Raw genomic sequence first — 23037 nt, forward strand, 5'->3', positions numbered from 1 at the left:
GCACTGACCGACCACGCCCCTGGGGGCACGACACGGAAGGTGACCACGATGAGTCGACGCAGAACGGGAGCCGTCCTCCTCGCGACGGCGGCGCTGGCGGTGGCCGGCTGCCAGGCGGACGCCGAGGACGACCCGGCACCGGCGCCCGAGGCCGACGGCACGGCGACCACCGACGACGGCGAGTCCGACCCGGGGGCCTTCCCGGAGGGCAGCACCATGGCCCGCCTCGCCGAGGAGGGCTCGATCACCATCGGGACGAAGTTCGACCAGCCGTTGTTCGGCCTGGTCGGGCCCGACGGCGTGCCGGAAGGGTTCGACGTCGAGATCGGCACGCTCATCGCCGGCGAGCTCGGCATCGCCGCCGAGGACATCGAGTGGGTCGAGACGCCGTCGCAGAACCGCGAGACGGCGATCGAGAACGGCGACGTCGACCTCGTCGTCGCGACCTACACCATCAACGACGACCGCAAGCAGCGCGTCGGGTTCGCGGGCCCGTACTACGAGGCCGGTCAGTCGATCCTCACGCTGGCCTCGAACGAGGACATCCAGGGGCCGGACGACCTCGCGGGCGCGCGCGTGTGCACCGTCTCCGGCTCCACGCCGGAGCAGAACCTGCTCGAGAACTACCCGGAGGTCGAGGTGGTGCCGTTCGGCACCTACTCCGAGTGCCTCGAGCCGCTGCGCAACGGCCAGGTGGACGCCGTGAGCACGGACAACGTCATCCTCGCGGGCTTCGCCGCCGAGAACGACGACCTCGAGGTGCGCGGGGAGCCGTTCACGCAGGAGCCCTACGGCATCGGCGTCGCCAAGGACGACGTCGAGTTCCGGATGTGGATCAACGACGTCCTCGAGGACCTGTTCGCCGACGGCCGCTGGACGCAGGCGTGGGAGTCGACGGCCGGCACCGTCCTGCCGACGCCCGAGCCGCCCGCCGTCGACCGGTACGAGGACTGACCCCGCCGGGGAGCGGGACGCGCCGGCGCGCCGTCCCGCTCCCCGGATGTCCACACCTGGCACCGACGGCCACCGAACGGAGGACGCGGGTGGACCTCATCGTCGACAACGCCTCGACGTACCTGGACGGGTTCGCGGTCACGGCACGCCTGACGGCGTACTCGGCCGTGGCGGCGCTGGCCGTCGGGCTGGTGATGGCGGCCCTGCGCATCGCCCCGCTGCGCTCGCTGCGGGTCGTCGCCGCCGCGTACGTCGAGGTGCTCCGCAACACCCCGCTCACGCTGGTCTTCTTCTTCATGGTGCTGGTCGCTCCCCAGTTCGGCATCCTCCCGCCGCTCGGGTTCTGGACGGCCGTCGCGTGCCTGGCGCTCTACACGTCCGCCTTCGTGGCGGAGGCCGTCCGGTCCGGGATCAACGGCGTCGGGGTGGGACAGGCGGAGGCCGCCCGCTCGATCGGGCTGACCTTCGGACAGGTCCTGCGCGAGGTCGTCCTGCCACAGGCGGTCCGGTCCACCGTCCCGCCGCTGATCAACGTGCTCATCGCCCTCACCAAGAACACCTCGGTCGCCGCGGGCTTCGCCGTCGTGGAGCTGGTCGGGACGGGACGGCGGCTGTCGACCGCCAACGCCGGCGACCCGTGGGTGCTCGTCGGCGTCGCCGTCTGCTACCTCGTCATCACGATCCCGATGGGCCTGCTCGCCACGTCGCTCGAGCGAAGGGTGGCGTTCGCGCGATGACCTCCGTCCTGTACGACGCCCCCGGCCCCGTCACGCGGCGCCGTGAGCGCATCGGCTCAGTCGTGGGCGCCGTCGTCGTCCTCGCCCTGGCGTTCCTCGCGTTGCGGTACGCCGCGGGGCGCGGCGTGTTCCAGGCCGATCACTGGGACGTGCTCCACAACCCTCCGAAGGGCCAGTCCGCCGCCGACGTCTGGCGCTCCATCCTGGTGCGCGGCCTCGGCGCGACGCTGCGCGCAGCAGCGGTCGCAGCCCCGCTGGCGCTGGTCCTGGGCCTGGTGCTCGCGCTGTGGCGGACGACGAGACTGAGGTGGCTGCGGGTGCCCGCGGTGGCCGTGGTCGAGGTGTTCCGCGGGCTGCCCGTGCTGCTCATGATGCTCGTAGGCACGCTCGCGCTCGGCATGGACCCGTTCGGCGGCGTCGTCTTCGGGCTGGTCGTGTACAACATGGCGATCTTCGCCGAGATCCTTCGAGCGGGCCTCGCGGCGCTGCCGAAGGGGCAGGCCGAGGCGGCCTCCGCGATCGGCCTCTCCCGCTGGCAGTCGCTGCGCCACGTCCTGCTCCCGCAGGCGGTCCGCATGATGCTGCCGAGCCTGGTGGCGCAGCTCGTCGTCCTCCTCAAGGACTCCTCGCTCGGCTTCATCGTGAGCTACCCCGAGCTGCTCAAGGCGATCCAGAACAACGGCCAGTACTTCGGCAACCGCTACTTCGTCGCGCTGTTCGTCGTGGGTGCCGGGACGTACCTCGCGGTGAACCTCAGCCTGTCGGCGTTCGCGCGGTGGCTCAGCCGCCGGACCGGCGCCCGCGCGGGAGCGGTGGGCGATCCGGCCGGCCTGGCCCTGGTGGCTAGCCGGCCGTCGCGGAGGCGCGCAACTCGCGCACGACCGTGACCGTGATCTCGCCCGGGTAGGTCAGGTCGGACTCGATCTGCCGGGCGATCGCGCCGGCGAGCTCGGGCACCGCGGCGTCGCCCACGATCTCGGGCTCGACGACGACACGCACCTCGCGGCCGGCGGCCATGGCCACCGCACGGCGGACGCCGGGGTGTGAGGCGACGAGGGACTCCAGGGTCGTCATCCGCTCGACGAACTGGTCGAGCTCCTCGCGCCGGGCGCCCGGCCGCGAAGCCGAGACCGCGTCGGCCGCCTGGACGATGACCGCCTCGACGGACTGGAGCGCCACCTCGTCGTGGTGCGCGGCGACCGCGTTGACGACGATCTCGGACTCGCCGAGCCTGCGGAGCAGCTCGGCCCCGAGGGCCGCGTGCGTCCCGGGACGCTCCGCCGACATCGCCTTGCCCAGGTCGTGCAGGAAGGCCGCCCGCCGTGCGGTGGCGACGTCCGCGCCTATCTCCGCTGCCATGGCGGCGGCGAGCTGCGCCGTCTCCACGAGGTGCGCCAGGACGTTCTGCCCGTAGCTCACCCGGAGGCGGAGCCGCCCGAGCGTCTCGATGACCTCCGGGTGCAGCCCGACGACGCCGGCCCGCTCGGCGGCCTCGTGACCCGCGGCGACGGCGCGGTCACGGGCACCGGCGAGAGCCTCGGCGTACGCGAGCTCGATGCGCTGGGGGTGGATGCGCCCGTCCGCGATGAGTGCCTCGAGTGCGACGGCGGCGACCTCCCGGCGCTCCGCATCGAAGCTCGAGAGGGTGACCTGGTCCGAGCTGTCGTCGATGATGACGTTCACGCCGGTGAGCGCCTCGAAGGTGCGGATGTTGCGCCCCTCCTTGCCGATGATGCGGCCCTTCATCTCCTCCGCCGGCAGCGGCACGACCGTGACCACGCTCTGGGTGCTCGTCGGCCCGGCCATCCGGTGGACGGCGGTGGCGACGATGTGGCGGGCCCGGTCGTCCGCGGCGCGACGCGCCTTCGCCTCGACCCGCCGCACCATGGCCGCGGCGTCGCGCTCGGCGTCCTCGGTGATGAGCTTGAGCTGGTGGGCCCGGGCCTCGTCCGGCGTGAGCCCGGAGGCGATCTGGAGCAGCTCGGCGGCCTCTTGGCGCGCCGCAGCGAGCTGGTCGCGTGCGGCGCGGCGGTCCGCCTCGGCCTGCTGCGCCCGGAGCTCGACCTGCTGCGCCTTGGCCTCGGCCTGCTCGGTCAGCTCGCGGGCCTGGCGCCACTCTGCCGCGACCTCCTGCTCGCGCCGCGCGACGTGCTCCTCACGGCGCTGGGCGTCGGCCAGCATCGCGCGGGCCTCGGTCTTGATCGCGTCGGTGTCCTCGTGTGCCTGGCGACGCGTCGCGTCCGCCTCGCGGCGGGCGAGGAGCACGAGGATGAGGGCGACGAGGCATGCGGCCAGCAACGCGATGATGATGGCCGCGTCACCCCAGTCCACCGTGCTCTCCCTCCGTCAGGGGCTACTCGTCCGCCTCGACGGCGTCCGACCACCCCTCATCGTCGCGCATCTCGGCCACCACGCGGTGCGACAGGCCGGAGGGATATCCCTTCCGCGCGAGCATCGCGAGGAGTCGCCGGGTCTGGACGTCCCGGTCGAGGCCCGGCCGCCAACGACGACGCACGAGCTCGCGGGCGCTCGCCTGCTCGGCGTCGTCGTCCACCTGCCCGAGCGCCTCCGTCGCGAGCTCCGGGTCGATCCCCTTCCTGCGGAGCTCGACGGCGAGGGCACGCCGCGCCAGGCCCCTCGACTCGTGGCGGGAGCGGACGAGCATGCGGGCGTACTCGGCGTCGTCGATCAGACCCACCTCGGTGAACCGGTCGAGCACCCTGTTCGCGACGTCCTCAGGGACGTCACGCCGGGCCATGGCCTCGGCGAGCTGCTGGCGACTCCGCGGCGCACTGGTGAGCAGGCGCAGGGCGATGGCTCGGGCGACCGACTCAGGATCGGGCTCGCGGTCGGCAGACGCCGACCCGGTCGCCGGTGGCTCGTGCGCCGGCGACCGGGGGCGGCGTGGGCGTCCGGTCAGGGTGTGCCTCAGAAGTCGACGGAGGCGCTGGGGTCGGCGGGTGCGTCGACGCGCGCACCGACGCCCAGCTTCTCCTTGATCTTCTTCTCGATCTCGTTGGCGAGGTCGGGGTTGTCGCGGAGGAACCCGCGAGCGTTCTCCTTGCCCTGACCGAGCTGGTCGCCTTCGTAGGTGAACCACGAGCCGGACTTGCGGACCAGCCCGTGCTCGACGCCGAGATCGATCAGGCCACCCTCGCGCGAGATGCCGATGCCGTAGAGGATGTCGAACTCGGCCTGCTTGAAGGGCGGCGCGAGCTTGTTCTTCACGACCTTGACGCGGGTCCGGTTGCCGACCGCCTCGGTGCCCTCCTTGAGGGTCTCGATGCGCCGGATGTCCATGCGCACGGAGGCGTAGAACTTCAGCGCCTTGCCACCGGTCGTCGTCTCCGGCGAGCCGAAGAACACGCCGATCTTCTCGCGCAGCTGGTTGATGAAGATCGCCGTCGTGCCCGAGGCGCTCAGGGCACCGGTGATCTTGCGCAGCGCCTGCGACATCAGGCGCGCCTGGAGGCCGACGTGGCTGTCACCCATCTCGCCCTCGATCTCCGCCTTGGGCACCAGCGCGGCGACCGAGTCGATGACGACGATGTCGATCGCGCCGGAGCGGATCAGCATGTCCATGATCTCGAGCGCCTGCTCGCCGGTGTCCGGCTGGGACACGAGGAGCGCGTCGGTGTCGACACCGAGCTTCTTCGCGTAGTCGGGGTCCAGGGCGTGCTCGGCGTCGATGAACGCCGCGATCCCCCCGGCCCTCTGGGCGTTGGCGACCGCGTGCAGCGCCACGGTGGTCTTGCCGCTCGACTCCGGGCCGTAGATCTCGATGACACGACCGCGCGGCAGGCCGCCGATGCCGAGCGCGATGTCGAGGGCGATCGACCCGGTGGGGATCACCTCGACGGGGGCGCGGCTCTCGTCGCCGAGGCGCATGATCGAGCCCTTGCCGAACTGGCGGTCGATCTGGCTGAGCGCAGCCTCGAGCGCCTTGGTGCGGTCTGCGGGAGCAGGCATGGAACACCTCGTGTGTCCGGGGGCCGTCGGCCCATCGTTCGTCTGTGGAGTGCAAGCGACGCTACGGGCCACCTCCGACACGATCGGTGCCGACCCTCCGAGCCTGTGCACACCCGCGCCGCCGCAGCTCGTGTGGACAGCCTAGCCGAACACCTGTTCGACGCGGTGCGACACGCCCGGCGCAGGCACTCGCTACTTGAGGAGGAGCCGCTCGACGCGGCCCGCCGTCCAGAGCGTGCCGACCATGCCCATCACGGCGAGGTAGCCGACGTGGCCGACCATGGCGAGCGAGACGTCCCCGAGCATGAGCTCTCGCGTCATCGCGACCCCGTGGTACAGCGGCGTCGCCTGCACCAGCCACTGCAGCGCCTGGGGATAGGTGGTCAGCGGGAAGAACGTCGCCGAGAACAGGAACATGGGCATGATCGCGAGCTGGATGTAGTCGAAGTCCGCCCAGGTGCGCATGTACGTCGCCGACGCCATCCCGACCGAGGCGAACGCCCATCCGATGAGCGTCGCCGCCGGCACCGCCGCCAGCGCCCACAGGCTCTCCACCGCGCCTGCGAGCCAGGCCACGACCAGGAACGCCCCGGAGTACACGAGGCCCCGCAGCAGCGCCCAGCTGATCTCCCCGATCGCCACGTCGCGCGGACCCAGCGGCGTCGAGAGCACGGAGTCGTAGAGCTTGGCGTACTTGAGCTTGAAGAACACGTTCGTCGTCGAGTCGAAGACCGCCCCGTTCATCGCCGACGACGCCAGGAGCGCCGGCGCGACGAACGCCAGGTACGGGACGGAGCCGCCGTCGGGCAGCTGGATGTCGCCGACCATCGACCCGATCCCGACACCCATCGCGAACAGGAAGAAGACGGGCTCGAAGAACCCGGACACGATGATCGTCCACGTGCGCCGGAACGAGACGAAGTTCCGTTCGACGAGCGTGCGTGCCATGCCCGCACCGGCCGGCATGGGCAGCGCGCGGGCCAGGCGGTGGGCGATGCCCGACGGCGCGGCGCCCCCCGGGCCGGACGAGCGGTACGTCGTCGTCATCACACCACCATCCGTCGGGTCAGCACCCGCACGGCGAGCACGTACCCGAGCACCGCCCACGCGCCGACGTAGGCGAGGTGCCCGAGCAGCGGACCGAGTGCCACGGTGCCGAGGAAGAGGTCGCGGCAGGCCTCGACCGCGTGCCACAGGGGCGTGGCCCACGCGACGGGCTGGAGCCAACCGGGCAGCTGCTCGACGGGGAAGAAGGTGCCCGCGAAGAGCGACATGGGCGTGATGACGAACCGGAACGCGAGCGTCAGCCCGCGGTCGTTCTCGAGCCGGGCCGCGAACGCGAACATCAACGCCGCGAAGGCCATGCCGCCCAGGCCGGCCACCGGGATCGCCAGCACGGCCCACGGTGAGCGCACGGTGCCGAGCATCGCCGCGATGACGAAGAACGCCGTGACCGACGTCAGGACGCGGACCGCGACGAAGCCCAGCTGGCCCGCCACGACGTCGCGCGGGCCGAGCGGCGTCGCCAGCATCGCGTGGTACATGCGGTCCCACTTGATGCCACCCATGACCGAGAACGACGTCTCCCCGGTGCCGACCTGCATCGCGGTCGCGGCGAGCACGCCCGGGGCGACGAACACCACGTACGGCACGCCTCCGACGCCGCCACTGCCGGAGTCGACCAGCATGCCGAGCCCGAAGCCCATGCCGGCGAGGTAGAGCAGCGGGGTCAGGAAGCTCGAGACCGCCGAGCCGAACCAGACGCGGCGGTACTTGCGCAGCCAGTGGGCCATGACGGCCCACCCGCCGCCCCGGACCATCGGGCGCGACGCGGGCGCGATCCTCGTGCCGAGCGCCATCAGTCCACCAGGCTCCGGCCGGTCAGGTGCAGGAACACGTCCTCGAGCGTCGCCCGGCGCACGAGGGCCGACAACGGCTCGAGCCCACGCCGCAGCACCTCCGCGTGCGCCGCCTCGCCGTCGCGCACGTACAGCAGCAGCCGGTCCGCCAGCACCTCCACCCGGTCCGCGATGCCGTCGACGTCCCCGAGCCGGTGCGCGTGGTCGTCGGTGTCGAACCGGAGCTCGAGCACCTCGCGGGTCGAGTACGTGTCGATGAGCTCGCGCGGGGAGCCCTCGGCGACGATCCGCCCACGGTCCATCACGACGAGCCTGTCGCACAGCTGCTCGGCCTCGTCCATGTAGTGCGTCGTCAGCACGAGCGTCACGCCCTCGCGCTTGAGCCGGAAGAGGCGGTCCCACAGGACGTGCCTGGCCTGCGGGTCCAGGCCCGTCGTCGGCTCGTCGAGCAGCAGGATGTCGGGGGTGTTGACCAGGCCGCGGGCGATCGTCAGGCGGCGCTTCATCCCACCGGACAGCGGCTCGACGATCGACGACGCGCGGTCGGTCAGCTGGGCGAACTCCAGCAGCTCCTTGGCGCGCTCCTGCACGACGGCGCGGGGCAGCCCGAAGTAGCGGCCGTAGACCCAGAGGTTCTCCTCGACGGTGAGCTCCTCGTCGAGGCTGTCGCGCTGCGGCACGACGCCGAGCCGCGCGCGGATCCGCGGCCCGTCGGTCGCGGGGTCCATGCCGAGGACCTGCAGGGTGCCGCCCGACGGCGGCGAGACGCAGCCGATCATCCGCATCGTCGAGGACTTGCCCGCACCGTTCGGCCCGAGGAAGCCGAACGACTCGCCCGGCCGCACCTCGACGTCGATGCCGTCGACGGCGACGAAGTCGCCGAACCGCTTGACCAGTCCGCGGGCGACGATGAGGGGGCTGTCAGGCACCGGGAGACCGTACTCCCGCCCACCGACGTCGCGACACCGGATTCGTCGCCTCGCCCGCGCCCACGGCAGCCGCGCTCAGGCTCTCCGCCGGGGCCGTGGGTGGCCCCACCGGAGGGCGGCCGGCACGTCCTGCGCGTCGCACAGCGCGCGCCAGACGGCGGCCGGGTCCTCCCCCGCGTCGAGCGCGACGACGGCGGTCCGGTCGTCGAGCTGCCCGATCACGAGATCGCGCGCGAGCGTGCGGCCCTGCGGGCCGAAGACGTCGTCGACCAGCTCCCAGAACTCGCTGTAGCGCACCGGGACAGCCTGCCACGACCTCGGCGCCGCACCAGCGGCCGGCGCGGCGCCGGCAGCCGTGCCTGCGAGCGGGCGCCGGCGAGCGGGTCGGCGAGCGATCGGCGCGCCTGTCGGGGGCGGGCACCAGAATGGACCCGTGGACGCGACGGGCGCAGGGATCGCGGACGCGCTCGCCCAGTTCTCGCCCGCGACGCGGGCGTGGTTCACGGGGGCGTTCGCCGGTCCGACGGCGGCGCAGGTGGGTGCGTGGTCGGCGATCGGCGCCGGCCAGCACGCGCTGGTGGTCGCGCCGACCGGCTCCGGCAAGACCCTCTCGGCGTTCCTCTGGGCGCTCGACCGGCTGCATGCCGAGCCGCCGCCGGAGGACCCCGCCCTGCGCTGCCGCGTGCTGTACGTCTCGCCCTTGAAGGCCCTCGCCGTCGACGTCGAGAAGAACCTGCGGTCGCCGCTGGTCGGCATCCGCCAGGCCGCGACCCGGCTGGGCGTGACGGTCCCCGACGTCGAGGTCGGCATCCGCACCGGCGACACCCCGGCTGCCGAGCGCCGCGCGTTCGGCAGCCGGCCGCCCGACGTGCTCATCACGACGCCCGAGTCGCTCTACCTCGTGCTCACGTCGCAGGCGCGCGCGGGGCTCGCCGGCGTCCGGACGGTCATCCTCGACGAGATCCACGCCGTCGCCGGGACCAAGCGGGGCGCGCACCTGGCGCTGAGCCTGGAACGCCTCGACGCCCTCCTCGAGCACGGCCCCGGGCCGGCGCAGCGGATCGGGCTGTCCGCCACCGTGCGGCCCGTCGAGGCGGTCGCGCGCTTCCTGTCCGGCGCCCGCACGCCGCAGGACGGCGGGCGCACCGTCGCGGTGGTCCAGCCGCCGGCGGCGAAGCAGGTCGAGGTCGACGTCGTCGTCCCGGTCCCCGACCTCGCGGACCTGGCACCGCGCGCGCCCGGGGGCGACGGCGCGGCCGCCGGCCCACGCCGTGCGGGCGATCGGCTGGACGCCGACGGGGGTGCGGCGTCGGCCGCCGAGGCGCGGCGGGCCCGTTCGGTCTGGCCGCACGTCGAGGAGCGCATCACCGACCTCGTCGCACAGCACCGGTCCACGCTCGTCTTCACGAACTCGCGCCGGGCCGCCGAGCGCCTCACGTCGCGCCTGAACGAGGTCTGGGCCGAACGCAGCGGCGCGGAGGTGCCCGACGTCGGGGCGGCGCAGCCCGCCGCGGCGCCGAGCGCGTCCGGGACGAGCGCCGGCATCGACACCCGGGACGCGACGACGATCCTCGCGCGGGCGCACCACGGCTCGATGAGCCGGACGGAGCGCACCCGGACCGAGTCCGAGCTCAAGTCCGGGCGCCTGCCGGCCGTCGTCGCGACGTCGTCGCTCGAGCTCGGCATCGACATGGGCGCCGTGGACCTGGTCGTCCAGGTGGGCGCCCCACCGAGCGTCGCGTCCGGCCTGCAGCGGGTCGGCCGCGCCGGGCACCAGGTCGGCGCCGTGTCCCGAGGTGTGCTCTTCCCGACGCACCGGGGCGATCTCGTCCCCGCGGCGGTCACCGCCGCCCGCATGCGCGCCGGCGCGATCGAGGAGCTGTCGGTGCCGGCCAACCCGCTGGACGTCCTCGCCCAGCAGGTGGTCGCCATGGTCGCGGTCGACGCGTGGACCGTGGCGGACCTGGCGACGGTCGTGCGTCGGGCCGCCCCCTTCGCCGGTCTGGGCGACGCGACCCTGCGTGCGGTGCTGGACATGCTCGCGGGGCGCTACCCGAGCGAGGAGTTCGGCGAGCTGCGCCCGCGCATCGTCTGGGACCGCGCGACCGGCGTGCTCACGCCCCGGCCCGGGGCGCTGCACCTGGCCGTCACCAGCGGAGGCACGATCCCCGACCGCGGCCTGTACGGGGTGTTCCTGGCCGGTGCCGACGACGCCGCGGGCCAGGCGCCCACCGACCCCAACGCGCGGGGGCGGGGAGGGCGCCGCGTCGGCGAGCTCGACGAGGAGATGGTCTACGAGTCGCGCGTCGGCGACACGTTCACCCTCGGCTCGAGCACCTGGCGCATCGAGGAGATCACCCCCGACCGCGTGCTCGTCTCGCCCGCCCCCGGCCTGCCCGGCCGCCTGCCCTTCTGGAAGGGTGACGCGCCCGGCCGACCCGCGGAGCTCGGACGCGCCCTCGGCGCCTGGGTCCGTGAGGTCGCGGCGCTGCCGCCGGCGCAGGCCCGGCGCCGGTTGGCGGCCGACGGTCTCGACGAGTGGGCCGCGGACAACCTCGTGGCCTACCTGCGCGAGCAGCGTGACGCGACAGGCCACCTGCCCGACGACGCGACGGTCGTCGTCGAGCGGTTCCGCGACGAGATCGGCGACTGGCGCGTCGTCGTCCACTCGCCGTTCGGCGCTCGTGTGCACGGTCCCTGGGCGATCGTGCTCGCGGCGCGCCTGCGCGAGCGGCACGGCCTGGACGCCGCGGTCCTGCACGCCGACGACGGCCTGGTGCTGCGCCTGCCGGACACGCTGTCGGAGGCGGTGTGGGACGTGGCCGCGGGCCGCTGGCGCGGCGGCGAGGGGCCCCGCATCGAGCTCGACGACCTGCTGCTCGCACCCGAGGAGGTCGCCGACGCGGTGCGCAGCCAGCTCGGCGGGTCGGCGCTCTTCGCGGCGCGGTTCCGCGAGGCGGCGGCGCGCTCGCTCCTGCTCCCCCGTCGCCGGCCGGACCGCCGCCAGCCGCTGTGGCAGCAGCGGCAGCGCTCGAGCCAGCTGCTCTCCGTCGCCGCGAAGTTCCCCGAGTTCCCCGTGCTCCTCGAGGCGGCCCGCGAGTGCCTCCAGGACGACTTCGACGTCGCAGGGCTGACCCGGCTCATGGCGGACGTCGCGGCCCGGCGCGTCCGCGTCGTGGAGGTGACCACCCCGACGCCGTCGCCGTTCGCCCGGTCGCTGCTCTTCGGGTACACGGCCCAGTTCCTGTACGAGGGGGACGCGCCCCTCGCCGAGCGGCGGGCCGCAGCGCTGACGCTCGACCCGACGCTGCTCGCCGAGCTCCTCGGCCAGCAGGGCGCCGCCCAGCTGGCGGACCTGCTCGACCCCGGAGCCCTCGAGCGCACCGAGGCCGAGGTCACGGGAACCGCACCCGCCCGGCAGGCGCGGCACCTCGAGGACGCCGCCGACGTCGTCCGCCGCCACGGCCCCCTGACCGCCGCCGAGCTGGCCGCGCGCACCCGTCCCGAGCTCCGGGCCGAGGTCGGCACGTGGCTCACCGAGCTCGCGGCCGCGCGCCGCGTGATCCAGGTGCGCATCGGAGCCACCGCGCAGCCGGAGCACTGGGCGGCCATCGAGGACGCCGGGCGGCTGCGGGACGCCCTGGGCGTGGCGCTGCCCGTCGGCGTCCCGGTCGAGTTCACCGAGGTCGTCCCCGACCCGCTGGGTGACCTCGTCCGCCGGCACGCGCGCACGCACGGCCCGTTCACCGCCGCCGACGTCGCCGCGCGTCTGGGCCTGGGCGTGGCGGTGGTCGCCGACGTCCTGCGCCGGCTGGAGGCGGACGGGGCCGTGGTCGTCGGCCGGATCCGCCCCGAGGCGCTCGGCGGCACCGGCGAGGACGTCTGCGACGCCGACGTGCTCCGGCTCATCAGGCGACGCTCGCTCGCCGCCCTGCGCGCCGAGGTGGAGCCCGTCCCGCCCGCGGCGCTGGGCGTCTTCCTCCCCCGCTGGCAGGGCGTCGCCTCGGCCGCCGGGCCAACCCGCCTGCGCGGCGCCGACGGGCTGCTCCGCGCGGTCGAGCAGCTCGCGGGCGCCGTCGTGCCCGCGTCGGCGCTCGAGAGCCTGGTGCTGCCGGCGCGCGTCGCGGACTACGACCCGCGGATGCTCGACGAGCTCACGGGCGCCGGCGAGGTCCTGTGGGCCGGCCACGGCCCCCTGGCCGCCCAGGACGGCCTGGTCAGCCTCCACCTCGCCGCCACCGCCGACCTCACGCTGCCGCTCCTGGACCCGGACGCGATCGTCGCGGTGACCGGGGACCTCGAGATGCTCGACGGCGACGCGCCGTCGGGCGCCGGGACCCCTGTCGAGGGCGTCGCCGCACCGCAGGGTCCGCGCGTCGAGCACGCGCTGCTGGACGTGCTCGGCGGCGGCGGCGGCTTCTTCCTGCCCGCGCTCGCGGAGCAGGTGCGGCTCCGGCTCGGCACCGGCGTCGCCCTGTCAGCCGTGCGCGACGCGCTCTGGGAGCTCGTGTGGGCGGGCCGGGTGACCAACGACAGCATGGCGCCGCTGCGGGCACGTCTCGGCGCGCGCATCGGCGGCACGGCGCACCCGACCCGCCGACCACCGCCCCGGGCCCGCACGATGACGCGGCTGGCCCTGCGCCCCGAGGCGAGCGGCGCCGGCGCCGGTCCGGACGCCGTCGGGCGGTGGTCGCTCCTGCCCGGCAGGGAGACCGAGCCGACGGTGCGGGCCCGGGCCCTGGCGGCGCTGCTCCTCGACCGGCACGGCGTGCTGACGCGCGGCGTCGCCGGGGTCGAGGGCACGGGCGCGTGGTACACCGCCCTCTACCGCGTGCTCGCGGCGCTCGAGGAGTCCGGCCAGGTCCGCCGTGGGTACTTCGTCGAGCACCTCGGCGGCTCGCAGTTCGCCCTCCCCGGCGCCGTGGACCTGCTCCGTCAGGACGCCGCCGAGCTCGCCCAGGCCCCGGACGCACGCCGGACGTCGCCCACCGCCGTCGTGCTCGCCGCGACGGACCCGGCCAACCCGTACGGCGCGGCGCTCGCGTGGCCCGACCCAGGCGCCGGCACCGGCGACGGCGAGGCGGACCGGGCCGCACGCCACCGCCCCGGGCGCAAGGCGGGCGCGGTGGTCGTGCTGGTGGACGGGGCGCTCGTCCTGTACCTCGAACGCGGCGGCCGCACGCTCCTGTCGTTCACGGACGCCGACCCTGCGCTGCTCGCCGCGGCACGGGCCCTCGCGGACACGGCGCGCACCGGCGCGCTCGGTCGGCTCACCCTCAGCCGGGCCGACGGCGCGGCGGTGCTCGACCGCGAGACGCTCGCGGGGCCGCTCGCCCGCGCGCTCGCCGAGGCTGGGTTCGGCGTCACGCCGCGCGGCCTGCGCCTGCGGGACCGGACCTGAGCCGTGCCCGAGGGCGACATCCTCCGGCGCACCGCCGCAGCGCTCGACCGCGCACTGGCCGGCGCCGTCGTCCTGCGGACGGAGCTGCGCTGGCCGTCCGCGGCGGGCACGACGTTCGACGGGCGCACCGTGCTCGGCACCCACGCGTACGGCAAGCACCTGTTCACGCGGTTCGACGACGGCCGAACCCTGCACACCCACCTGCGCATGGACGGGTTCTGGCGCACGCCCGCGAGCGTCTCGCCGCAGGCCCGCGCGCGCGACCCGTTCGTGCGCGCCGTCATCGGCGCCCAGGAGTGGACGGCCGTCGGGCACCGACTCGGCATGCTGGACGTGGTGCCCACGCGCGACGAGGGTTCCCTGGTGGCGCACCTGGGGCCGGACGTGCTCGCGGACGACTTCCCCGAGCACGGGCTGCCGGAGGCGCTCGACCGGGTGGCCGCGCAGGGCGCGACGCCGGTCGCCGAGGTCCTGCTGGACCAGACGGTGGCCGCCGGCCTCGGGACCATCTACACGGCAGAGACGCTCTTCGTGCGGCGCGTGTGGCCGTGGACGCCCGTCGACCGGACCGACGCCGCCACTCTCCTCATGGTCGCGCGCACGCTGATGCAGCGCAGCGTGGCGGCGCCGAGCCCGACGGCGACCGGGGAGACCACTCCCGGCCGCGGCACGCTCGTGCACGGTCGCGCGGGGCAGCCGTGCCGCCGCTGCGGCACACCGATCGCCGTGGGCACGGCGAGGCGGCCGCCGATGGAGCGCCCGATCTTCTGGTGCCCGACGTGCCAGGTGGCGCCGGTCGGCTGACGGTGCCCGAGCACGTCACGAGGCGCCGACCCCCGGAGGGGCCGGCGCCTCGAGAAGACAGGCGACCGTCAGCCGACGGGCGCGAGGGCGGCTCCGGCGGACAGCCCGTCGTGGCTGTCGTGCGACCAGCCGCGGCGTGCGGACCACTCGAGGTCCGCGGGCACCGTGTCGGGGATGCTCAGGCCTTCGGCGAGCGCGACCCGGTCGCTGACCTCGCGCAGGACGAGCCACAGGGGCACGTCGAGGGCCTCGCAGATCGAGCCGAGCAGCTCGGACGAGGCTTCCTTCTGACCACGCTCCACCTCGCTCAGGTAACCGAGCGAGACGCGGGCTGCCGAGGAGACCTCGCGCAGGGTGCGCCCCTGCCGCTGCCGCGCGCTACGCAGGACGTCGCCGATCTCACGTCGAAGAACGACCACGGGGCGACCTCCCTTCGTCATGGCCCGATCCACGTGAGCGACGACCGGGGCCGACGACACGGGACGCAACCGTGCTGGATGACTACCGTACCCCGCCGGGCGGACAGCGTCGCGGGTGATCCCGCCGGGGCCTGACTTGTGCGTCACGGTCAGTGCAACGCGCGGGGGGCCGGGCCTGTTCCCGGGGTCCCCGGGGCCGCCCGTCGCGCACCCGGGCCGCCGGGGTCGTCCGGCCCGGTGGCGTCGGCGCGGACGGCGTCGAGCACCAGCGCGAGGACTGCCTCGCGCGCGGCGGCGCGCACCCGTTCGCGCGTCGGCGTCCCGGTCGGGGCGAAGGACCGCACGAGGACGCCCCGCGGTCCGGCGACCGCCACGTGGTACTCACCGGGGGGACGGCCGTCCTGCGGGTCCGGACCGGCGACACCCGTGGTCGCGGCCCCCCACGTCGCACCGAGACGCGCCCGCACACCCGACGCCATCGCGCCCGCGACCTGCGGGTGGACCGCGCCGTGGGCGTCGAGGAGGTCCTGCGGGACGCCGAGGAGCTCGGCCTTGAGGTCCGTCGCGTAGGCGACCACCCCACCACGCAGCACGGCCGAGGCACCCGGCACGTCGACGATCGCGGAGGCCACGGCGCCCCCCGTGAGGGACTCCGCCACCGCGAGCGTCTGACCGGCCGCCGTCAGCAGCCGGACGACCTCGCCCGCCGCCCCGTCCGCGCTCACGCCGCGCTCACACCGCCTCGCGCGCCGCGCGTCGCACCGCCCAGCCGCGGCGCAGGTAGTCCACCCCGGTCACCACCGTCGCGACGAGGGCGGCGCTCATGACCACCCAGGCGAGCGTGGTCGCCCAGTCCGGCAGGCGGTCCAGCGGCAGCAGGAACAACCCGATCGCCACGGACTGCAGCACCGTCTTGAGCTTCCCGCCGCGCGAGGCCGGGATGACGACGAAGCGGAGCACGGCCAGGCGCAGCGCCGTGATCCCCAGCTCCCGGACGAGGATCACGACGGTCACCCACCACGGCAGGTCGCCCAGGGCGGACAACGCCAGCAGGCTGCCGCCCATGAGCGCCTTGTCGGCGATCGGGTCCACGAGCTTGCCCCAGTCGGTGACCTGGTCGCGGCTGCGGGCCAGCCAGCCGTCCAGCCTGTCGGTCGCCGCCGCGAGCACGAAGAGGGCGCACGCGACGGTCCGCCACCCGCCGTCGTCGTCCACCAGCAGCGCCGCGACCACCAGCGGAACGAGCAGGATCCGCACCATGGTGACGACGTTGGCCGGGGTCCACACGGACGCGACGACAGCTGGCACGGGCACCACCCTACGGTCCGCCGAGCCGGACCCGGCCCACGCGCGCGCCGGTACGCGCCCTGGCGCGCGGTAGTGTCGCGGCGTGCCGCGCCATGTCCGCAGCGCGCCGCGCCACCGGCCGGCGCTCCTCGCCGTCTTCCTCGGCGCCGCCCTGGCGACGGGCGGCGTGGCCGGTGCCGCCTGGGCCGGCGTCGGCCCGTTCGCCGCCGACGGCGCGGCGACGAGCGCGACGAGCCCGTCGCCGACGCCCCCGCCGCGCGAGCCCGTCACCCCCACGCCGACGCCGACCCCGACGCCGACGCCGCCACCCGACGCCGTGTTCACGATCCTCGCGGCGGGCGACGTGCTCACCCACGAGTCGGTCAACATCTCGGCCCGCGCGGGCGGTGCGTACGACTTCGGCGCGCTGTTCGCGCCCGTGCAGCCGTTCATCGCCGGCGCGGATCTGGCACTGTGCCACATGGAGGTCCCCGTGGCCCCGGCCGGCTCGTCGCCGTCGGGCTTCCCGATGTTCGGCGCCCCGCCCGAGATCGTGCCGGCGCTGGCGGCCTCCGGGTGGGACGGGTGCTCGACGGCGTCGAACCACTCCGTGGACCGGGGCGCGGCCGGGGTGGTCACGACGCTCGACGCCTTCGACGCGGCCGGGCTCGGGCACGTGGGCACCGCGCGGACGGCCGAGGAGGCCGCCGCACCGCAGATCTACACCCTCGAGCGCGAGGGCCAGACGATCCGGGTGGCGCACATCGCGGCCACCTACGGCACCAACGGCTTGCCCGTCCCCGCCGACAGCCCGTGGATGGTGCAGCTGATCGACGTCGCCGGGATGGTCGCGCAGGCGAACGCCGCGCGGGCGGCGGGCGCCGACGTCGTCGTCGCGAGCGTGCACTGCTGCGTCGAGTACACGAGCAACCCGACGGCGCTCCAGGAGGAGATCGCGAACGGGCTCGCCGCCTCCGGCGCGGTCGACCTCCTCATCGGGCACCACGCCCACGTGCCGCAGCCCGTCGTCGAGCTCCCGGGCGGCCCGCGCGGCGAGGGCATGTGGGTGGCCTACGGGCTCGGCAACTTCGTCTCGAACCAGGGCCCGCACGCCGGCCTCGCCGCGGAGACCCAGAACGGCCTGATGATGCTGGCCCACCTGCGCAAGCCGGCCGACGGGCCGGTGACCGTCGACGGCGTCGAGTGGACCGCGATCACCGTGGACCGGTCGGCAGGGCACCGCGTCGAGTCGCTGTCCGCGGCGGGCGCGGCCGGCGCGGGCGTCGGCACCCTCTCCGCCGAGCAGGTCGCCCAGCGCCGCGGCCTGGTCGCGGGAGTGGCGGGCCCGGCCGCCCCCGAGCTCACCGCGCCGCCGACGCCGACCGGGCCGGCGCCCGTGGTCGAGCGTCGCACCCCGGGGGCCTGACCGGCCTCAGCCGTGCGTGCGGCCCTCCGCCTGCACGCGCTCGGACTCCCCCGCGCCGAACAGCCAGCCCTGGCCGTACTCCCACCCGCAGGCGTGCAGGAACTGCGCCTGCTCGGTCGTCTCGACCCCCTCGGCGATCGTGATCATCTCGAGCTCGCGCGCCAGGGCGCCGAGAGCGCGGCTGACGCGCTGCGCCGCAGGGTCCTCGGGAATGCCCGCCGTGAAGGACATGTCGAGCTTCACGCCGTCCACCGGCAGGTCGCGCAGGTAGGACAGCGGCGCGATGCCCGTGCCGAAGTCGTCCAGCAGGACCGGGACGCCCGCCTCCCGCAGCTCGGCCAGCTCGTGCCGGATCCGGCTCTCGCCGTCCACGAGCCCGGCCTCGGTGAGCTCGATGACGAGGCGTCCGGGCCCCACGCGGTGCCGGGAGAGCGCCATGAGCACCTGGGCCGCCAGCTCGCCGTTGCCGAGCTGGTCGGCCGAGACGTTCACGGACACCCAGCGCCCGGTGTCGGCGGTCCGGGCGAGGTAGGACGCCGCCTGCCAGACGACGTTCGTGCCGAGCGCGACCGCGAGGCCGCCTTCGACGGCCGTCGGCAGGAAGGAACCGGGCAGCAGGAGGCCGCGCTCCGGGTGCTGCCACCGCACGAGGGCCTCGTAGCCGACGACCTGACCGGTGGCCAGCGCGACCGTGGGTTGGTAGTGCAGCACGAGCTCGCCGGTCTCGATCGCGTGCACGAGCTCGGCGGCGGCGCCGTGCTTCGCACCGGCCGTGACCGTCATCGACCTGTCGTAGACCTCGGTGCGGCTGCGCCCGCCGCCCTTCGCCCGGTACAGCGCGGCATCGGCCGCGGCGAGCATGCCCATCGCGCCTGCCGTGAGGATCGCGGGCTCGGCGACGGCGACACCCACGCTGGCGCGGATGGGCAGCTGCCGCCGGTGCGTCCGGACCGGGTTGACGAGTCCCTTGTGGATCGACCCGGCGATCTCGAACGCGATCCGCGCGGCGTCGTCGCCGGTCACGATGATCGCGAACTCGTCGCCGCCCTGGCGTGCGACGAGCCCACGGCCGGCCGTGGCCCCCCGCAGCACGCCTGCCACGTGGATGAGCACGTCGTCCCCGGCCGCGTGCCCGTACCTGTCGTTGATCTGCTTGAACTCGTCGAGGTCGATCGCGAGCACCGCGATCCGGCCCGGAGCGTCCGGCGGCTCGCACGCCCGCTGGAGCACGTCCTGCATCAGCGAGCGGTTCGCCAGGCCCGTGAGCGGGTCGTGCATCGCCCGGTGGGCGAGCGCCTCGGACTGCAGGCGCGACTCCGTGATGTCCCGCATCTGGACGACGAACTGGGCGGGCGCGCCGTCGGCGGCACGCACCAGGACGACGTCCAGCACCACCCACACCACCTGCCCGTCCGGTCGCAGGTAGCGCTTCTCGAGCGAGAACCGCTCCCCCTCCCCCGCCAGCAGACGTTGGACCTGGGCGCGCTCGACGCCCCGGTCGTCCGGGTGGGACAGCGCCGACAGGTCGTGCCCGATCAGCACGGCCGGCTCGACCGCGAACAGCGCCGCCAGCGCCGCGTTGACCTCCTGCAGGCGCCACTGCGGGTCGGCCAGGCCCATCCCGATCGGTGCGTTCTCCATCGCGAGCCGGAACTGCAGCTCGGACTGGGCGAGCGCGGCCCGCACCTCGCGCGGGCCGGTCACGTCGGCCAGCACGGTGAGCAGGTCGCCGTCGCCCGCGCCGACCAGCCGGGTGGAGGCCTGCACCCAGCGCACCGGCCCGCCGGTGTGCGGCAGCGCCCCGACGACGAACGGCGGCGCGTCCGCGCCCTGCCGGCGCCCGAACACCGAAGCAGGCGTGACCTCCTGGCCCTGCTCGGTGACCCAGCGCACCGGGAGCTCGCCGACGCGTCGGCCGACGAGCTGGGCCACGGGCACGTCGAACGTCGCCGCTGCCGCCTCGTTGGCGACGAGCACGGCGCCGGAGGCGGCGTGCACCACCACGCCGTCGCGCCCGGCGCTGAGGACGACGGCGAGCCGCCGTTCGACGGTGGCCGACGCCTCGGCACGCGCGGCCGCGTCGCGACGTCGGGCGAGGACGAGCATGACGACCGCGGCCGTCAGCGCAAGCACCAGGACGGCCAGGGCGACCGTCAGCGGGGTCAGCTCTCCTGGTCCCATGTCCGCCCGCCGTCGTCGTCCGACTGGTCGAACACGTCGTCCTCCTCGGGCGGTTCCCCGCGCAGGAGGGCGAGCGTGGCGGCCAGGTCGTCCGGCGCGACGAGCACCTCGCGGGCCTTGGAGCCCTCCGAGGGACCGACGATCTCGCGGGACTCGAGCAGGTCCATGAGGCGGCCCGCCTTGGCGAAGCCGACCCGCAGCTTGCGCTGCAGCATGGAGGTGGAGCCGAACTGGGTCGAGATGACGAGCTCAGCGGCCTGGAGCAGCAGGTCGAGGTCGTCGCCGATGTCGTCGTCGACCTGCTTGCGAGCCACCGGCGCCGCCACGTCGGTCCGGTACGTCGGCTTCAGCTGGGTCTTCACGTGCGCGACCACGGCGTGGATCTCCGCCTCGGTCACCCACGCGCCCTGGACGCGCATCGGCTTCGCGGCGCCCATCGGCAGGAACAGGGCGTCGCCCTGCCCGATGAGCTTCTCCGCGCCCGGCTGGTCCAGGACGACCCGGCTGTCCGTGAGCGACGACGTCGCGAAGGCCATCCTCGACGGGACGTTCGCCTTGATCACGCCGGTCACCACGTCCACGCTCGGTCGCTGCGTCGCCAGCACCAGATGGATCCCCGCCGCTCGTGCGAGCTGGGTGATCCGCTGGATCGACGCCTCGACGTCCCTGGGTGCCACCATCATGAGATCGGCAAGTTCGTCGACGATCACAAGCAGGTACGGGTAGGGAGCGATGTGACGTTCGCTACCGGGCAAAGGCTTGACCTTGCCCGAGCGGACGCCGGCGTTGAAGTCGTCGATGTGCTTGTAGCCGAACATCGCCAGGTCGTCGTACCGCTGCTCCATCTCGTGCACCACCCACTCGAGGGCCTCCGCGGCCTTCTTCGGGTTGGTGATGATGGGCGTGATGAGGTGCGGGATGCCGTCGTAGACCGTGAGCTCGACGCGCTTGGGGTCCACCAGGATCATGCGGACCTCGTCGGGCGTCGAGCGCATGAGGATCGAGACGATCATCGAGTTGACGAAGCTCGACTTGCCGGCACCCGTCGCGCCCGCCACGAGCATGTGCGGCATCCGGGCGAGGTTCGCGGTGACGTACCCGCCCTCGACGTCCTTGCCGACGCCCATGAGCAGCGGATGCTCGCTCTTGCGGGCCGGTGCGGAGCGGAGCACGTCACCGAGCGAGACGACCTCGCGGTCGGTGTTCGGGATCTCGATGCCGATGGCGGACTTGCCGGGGATCGGGGACAGGATGCGCACGTCGGCGCTGGCGACCGCGTAGGCGATGTTGCGGCTGAGGGCGGTCACCCGCTCCACCTTGATGCCCGGGCCGAGCTCGACCTCGTACCGGGTCACCGTCGGGCCGCGCGTGAAGCCGGTGACCTGCGCGTCGATCTCGAACTCGTCGAGGACGTTCGTGAGCGCCTCGACCACGCGGTCGTTCGCGGCCGAGCGCACCTTGTGGGGCATGCCCTTGGCCAGGAGGTCCTCTGACGGCAGCACGTAGATCACGTCGCCGTCGAGCATCGGCTGCTCACCGCGCGGTGGCGGTGCCTGGTCGGGCGGCGGCGCGAGGACGGCGGCCGCGCGCGGCGGCGCGACGACGGCCGTGACCACGGCGTCCGCGGGCTCGACCTCCACCACGTCGGTCACCGGCTCGTCGTCGTCCCACGGGACGGGCTCCGGACGTGCGCCGCGGCCGCGCAGGCGGCTCGGCTTGGCGGGCGCGTCGGCCTTGGTCCGCGAGTCCGGCTCGGACGGCTCCGCGTCCGGCTCGCCGCCGCGACGGCCGGTCGCCCAGGCCACGGCCTGCCGCAGGCGCGGCACCACCTGGTGCACGGGCGTGGCGGTCAGCACCAGCACGCCGAAGACACCGGCCAGCAGCAGCAGCGGGACGGTCACCCAGGCCGTGACCAGCGTCTCGAGCGGCGTGGCCACGACGTACCCGACCACACCCCCGGCGGCGCGGACCGGCTCGAAGCCGTCCGACGGCGACGGGAGTCCGGCGTCGAGGTGGACGAGCCCGCACGCCGCGAGCAGGAGCGCCGTGATGCCGATGCCCATGCGCCCGTTCGCCTGCACCCGGTCGGGGTGGCGCATGAGCCGGACGGCGCCGGCGACCAGCAGCACGGGGACGACGAGGCCCACGACGCCGAAGGTCCCCGCGACGGCGTTGTGCACGACGTCGCCGGCGGTGCCGGACAGTCCCCACCACTCGCGCGCCGCGACGACGACCGCCAGCCCGACGAGGGCGAAAGCGATGCCGTCCCGGCGGTGCGCAGGATCGAGGTCGCGCGCGCCCTGGCCGATGTGCCGGGCGGCCCCGCCCACGAGGTGCGCGCCGCCCATCCAGACCCCGCGGACCATGCGCACGGGCAGCGACCGGCGCGGCGGGGGCGCCGGACGCGCGCCGCGCGCGGGTGGGCGCGCCGAGCCACCGCCGCGCGGCGCGCCCGCTGCGGCGGCTCGGGACGTCCCGCGGGGCGCAGCGCGCCCGGCGGTCGCGGAGGTCCGGCCGGCCATGGCGTCCACGGTACCTGCGCGCACCCGCCGAGCCCGGGACGGGCGCGGCCCGTGTCGTGGGCGGACCACCAGCCCGCTCACGCGGTCAGGAGCCCGATGCCGAGCGTGAGGACGCCTGCGGCCAGCACGGCGGCGCCGACGGGCAGGAGCCAGACCGCCCGGTTGGGCCTGGTCCGGTCCCGTCCCATCGCCGAGAAGAAGAAGCCCATCGGCATCAGCACCGCGGCGACGAGGACGCCGGTCCTGGCCAGCCACAGCCACGCTCCCTCGAGCGCGGTGACCTCGGCCAGCAGCAGGCAGACGAGCCCGAGCAGCACGAGGACGCCGGCGTGCGCGTGCCCGGCGCGGAAGAAGCGCCGCTGGAACTCGGTGGCCGGGACCTTGCCGGTCGCGACGGCGACGAGGAACCCCCCGCCCGCCTCGATGGTGACGATGGTGAGCAGGACGATCCCGGCGGTGACGCGGGCCTCCTCGGCGAGCTCGATCATGGCGCCTCCCAGGTGCGTGACATCGTTTCAGAACATTGTTATGAAACGATGTTACGGAACA

19 protein-coding genes are annotated in these 23037 nt (G+C 74.6%); 6 read left to right on the forward strand and 13 right to left on the reverse strand.

What is annotated here, in order from left to right; translation table 11 throughout:
* Positions 1–48 precede the first annotated feature (48 nt).
* From AFE02nite_RS05090 to AFE02nite_RS05100, 3 genes are all read left to right on the forward strand, one after another.
* Positions 49–954: a glutamate ABC transporter substrate-binding protein gene (locus AFE02nite_RS05090; RefSeq protein WP_034246774.1), complete on the forward strand. Its 906-nt coding sequence runs from the start codon at positions 49–51 to the stop codon at positions 952–954.
* 89 nt (positions 955–1043) lie between these two features.
* Positions 1044–1691, forward strand: a complete 648-nt coding sequence (locus tag AFE02nite_RS05095; RefSeq protein ID WP_034246768.1) for an amino acid ABC transporter permease — start codon at positions 1044–1046, stop codon at positions 1689–1691.
* Positions 1688–2578, forward strand: coding sequence for an amino acid ABC transporter permease (locus tag AFE02nite_RS05100; protein ID WP_052113737.1), 891 nt, complete (start codon positions 1688–1690; stop codon positions 2576–2578). Before AFE02nite_RS05095 ends, AFE02nite_RS05100 begins: the two co-directional genes overlap by 4 nt.
* Here AFE02nite_RS05100 and rny read toward each other — a convergent pair.
* The 7 genes from rny to AFE02nite_RS05135 all read right to left on the reverse strand — a co-directional run bounded on the left by rny (position 2535) and on the right by AFE02nite_RS05135 (position 8745).
* The gene (gene rny, locus AFE02nite_RS05105) at positions 2535–4022 is read right to left on the reverse strand and encodes a ribonuclease Y (RefSeq protein ID WP_034246767.1); all 1488 of its coding nucleotides are present in this window, start codon (positions 4020–4022) and stop codon (positions 2535–2537) included. The two genes, AFE02nite_RS05100 and rny, sit on opposite strands and share 44 nt — an antisense overlap.
* Before the next feature lie 22 nt (positions 4023–4044).
* Complete coding sequence (locus tag AFE02nite_RS05110; protein WP_407643080.1) at positions 4045–4623, reverse strand: regulatory protein RecX; 579 nt, start codon at positions 4621–4623, stop codon at positions 4045–4047.
* Positions 4620–5660 (reverse strand): recombinase RecA, encoded by a 1041-nt coding sequence (gene recA / locus AFE02nite_RS05115; protein WP_034246765.1) that lies wholly within the window; start codon positions 5658–5660, stop codon positions 4620–4622. Before recA ends, AFE02nite_RS05110 begins: the two co-directional genes overlap by 4 nt.
* 192 nt (positions 5661–5852) lie before the next feature.
* The gene (locus AFE02nite_RS05120) at positions 5853–6707 is read right to left on the reverse strand and encodes an ABC transporter permease (protein WP_146819157.1); all 855 of its coding nucleotides are present in this window, start codon (positions 6705–6707) and stop codon (positions 5853–5855) included.
* Entirely contained in the window at positions 6707–7519 is an 813-nt protein-coding gene (locus AFE02nite_RS05125; RefSeq protein WP_222594322.1) for an ABC transporter permease, read from the reverse strand. Before AFE02nite_RS05125 ends, AFE02nite_RS05120 begins: the two co-directional genes overlap by 1 nt.
* Positions 7519–8448 (reverse strand): ABC transporter ATP-binding protein, encoded by a 930-nt coding sequence (locus AFE02nite_RS05130; RefSeq protein WP_034246758.1) that lies wholly within the window; start codon positions 8446–8448, stop codon positions 7519–7521. Before AFE02nite_RS05130 ends, AFE02nite_RS05125 begins: the two co-directional genes overlap by 1 nt.
* A gap of 75 nt (positions 8449–8523) precedes the next feature.
* On the reverse strand, positions 8524–8745 hold the full coding sequence (locus AFE02nite_RS05135; protein WP_034246756.1) for a DUF3046 domain-containing protein: 222 nt from the start codon (positions 8743–8745) through the stop codon (positions 8524–8526).
* 157 nt (positions 8746–8902) lie between these two features.
* On the opposite strand from AFE02nite_RS05135, the gene AFE02nite_RS05140 reads away from it, so the two are divergent.
* On the forward strand, positions 8903–13849 hold the full coding sequence (locus tag AFE02nite_RS05140) for an Lhr family ATP-dependent helicase (protein ID WP_146819280.1): 4947 nt from the start codon (positions 8903–8905) through the stop codon (positions 13847–13849).
* A gap of 3 nt (positions 13850–13852) precedes the next feature.
* Positions 13853–14653 carry a DNA-formamidopyrimidine glycosylase family protein gene (locus AFE02nite_RS05145; RefSeq protein WP_034249347.1) on the forward strand — a complete coding sequence of 267 codons (801 nt, stop codon included), beginning with the start codon at positions 13853–13855 and terminating at the stop codon, positions 14651–14653.
* Between the two features lie 68 nt (positions 14654–14721).
* On the opposite strand, the gene AFE02nite_RS05150 is transcribed toward AFE02nite_RS05145, so the two are convergent.
* From AFE02nite_RS05150 to pgsA, 3 genes are all read right to left on the reverse strand, one after another.
* On the reverse strand, positions 14722–15072 hold the full coding sequence (locus tag AFE02nite_RS05150) for a helix-turn-helix domain-containing protein (protein ID WP_052114106.1): 351 nt from the start codon (positions 15070–15072) through the stop codon (positions 14722–14724).
* A 149-nt stretch (positions 15073–15221) separates the two neighbouring features.
* Positions 15222–15797: a CinA family protein gene (locus tag AFE02nite_RS05155; protein WP_146819159.1), complete on the reverse strand. Its 576-nt coding sequence runs from the start codon at positions 15795–15797 to the stop codon at positions 15222–15224.
* A 7-nt stretch (positions 15798–15804) separates the two neighbouring features.
* Positions 15805–16380, reverse strand: coding sequence for a CDP-diacylglycerol--glycerol-3-phosphate 3-phosphatidyltransferase (gene pgsA, locus AFE02nite_RS17585; protein ID WP_261765475.1), 576 nt, complete (start codon positions 16378–16380; stop codon positions 15805–15807).
* A gap of 82 nt (positions 16381–16462) precedes the next feature.
* Between pgsA and AFE02nite_RS05165 the strand changes: the two genes are divergently transcribed.
* The gene (locus tag AFE02nite_RS05165; protein ID WP_222594323.1) at positions 16463–17785 is read left to right on the forward strand and encodes a CapA family protein; all 1323 of its coding nucleotides are present in this window, start codon (positions 16463–16465) and stop codon (positions 17783–17785) included.
* Positions 17786–17791: 6 nt separating this feature from the next.
* Here AFE02nite_RS05165 and AFE02nite_RS05170 read toward each other — a convergent pair whose 3' ends face one another.
* From AFE02nite_RS05170 to AFE02nite_RS05180, 3 genes are all read right to left on the reverse strand, one after another.
* On the reverse strand, positions 17792–19966 hold the full coding sequence (locus AFE02nite_RS05170) for a putative bifunctional diguanylate cyclase/phosphodiesterase (RefSeq protein WP_052114044.1): 2175 nt from the start codon (positions 19964–19966) through the stop codon (positions 17792–17794).
* A complete protein-coding gene (locus tag AFE02nite_RS05175; protein WP_146819162.1) occupies positions 19948–22488 on the reverse strand; it encodes an FtsK/SpoIIIE family DNA translocase in 2541 nt (846 codons plus the stop codon). Before AFE02nite_RS05175 ends, AFE02nite_RS05170 begins: the two co-directional genes overlap by 19 nt.
* A 77-nt stretch (positions 22489–22565) precedes the next feature.
* Positions 22566–22976: a hypothetical protein gene (locus AFE02nite_RS05180; RefSeq protein WP_034248368.1), complete on the reverse strand. Its 411-nt coding sequence runs from the start codon at positions 22974–22976 to the stop codon at positions 22566–22568.
* Positions 22977–23037: the final 61 nt, after the last annotated feature.

Origin of the sequence: Actinotalea fermentans (assembly GCF_007991475.1) — a bacterium.
GTDB classification, from domain to species: Bacteria; Actinomycetota; Actinomycetes; order Actinomycetales; family Cellulomonadaceae; genus Actinotalea; species Actinotalea fermentans.